Origin of the sequence: Streptomyces cahuitamycinicus (assembly GCF_002891435.1) — a bacterium.
Classification (GTDB): Bacteria; Actinomycetota; Actinomycetes; order Streptomycetales; family Streptomycetaceae; genus Streptomyces; species Streptomyces cahuitamycinicus.
In genome coordinates, this window is sequence record NZ_POUC01000910.1 from 1 (window position 1) to 803 (window position 803).

Genomic DNA, 803 nt, shown 5'->3' on the forward strand with positions numbered 1-803 from the left:
GGGTGGTGCTGCGGGTGGCGGTGGTGGAGGGCCCCGGCGGCATCGGGGAGCAGGACCCGGCGACCGGTGGGACGTCGCCCGCCGAGAGCGCGGCGACCGGCCGGGACACGGTGGGCCAGGACGGGAAGTCCGCCCGGGAGACGACGTCCGCCCGAGACGGCACGAGCAACCACGACTGCAGGGGAAGCCGGGACCGCATGGACGGCCAGGACGGCCAGGACGGCACGGACGCCGCACCGCGCCCCCGCCCCCCGGCCGACCCGCGCGAGACCGCCACAGCCGACGCATCCGCCGCCTGCGGCGCCGCGTCCACCGATGCCACCGATGCCACCGATGCCACCGCCACGAGCGACGCCGACTCCGCCCGGCCTCCGTTCAGTTCCGTCACCATCCGTACCGCCCTCGACGCCGTCACGGCCACCGCGCTGTATCTGCGCCGACTCGGATACCGGGGTGTCCGGCGGGCGGACCAGCGGCCCCCGTCCGGTATCGGACTGGCCGCCCGCGGTGTCGTCGCGCAGGTGGACCCGGCCGTGCGCCCGGCAGGTCTGCGGGACGTGGAGTGCCTGTGGCTGACGGCCATGACCGAGTCCGCCGACTGCCTCTACTTCTCCCTCGCCGGTTACGCGGACGACGCCCGGGCCCGCGCCGACGCCCTGGGGGTCCCGCTGTTCGTCCTGGATCTCACCGGCACACCGAGGCCGGTGAACACCCCGGCCGAGACGCTGGCCGCGACCGGCACCGAACAGCGGACCCCCTGACCACGCCACCGCACCGCACACTCACCGCATACTCACCGCATG

1 protein-coding gene is annotated in these 803 nt (G+C 75.5%); it reads left to right on the forward strand.

Translation table 11 applies throughout. The features are described from left to right. Positions 1 to 2 precede the first annotated feature (2 nt). Entirely contained in the window at positions 3 to 761 is a 759-nt protein-coding gene (locus tag C1J00_RS47520; protein WP_245936762.1) for a hypothetical protein, read from the forward strand. Positions 762 to 803: the final 42 nt, after the last annotated feature.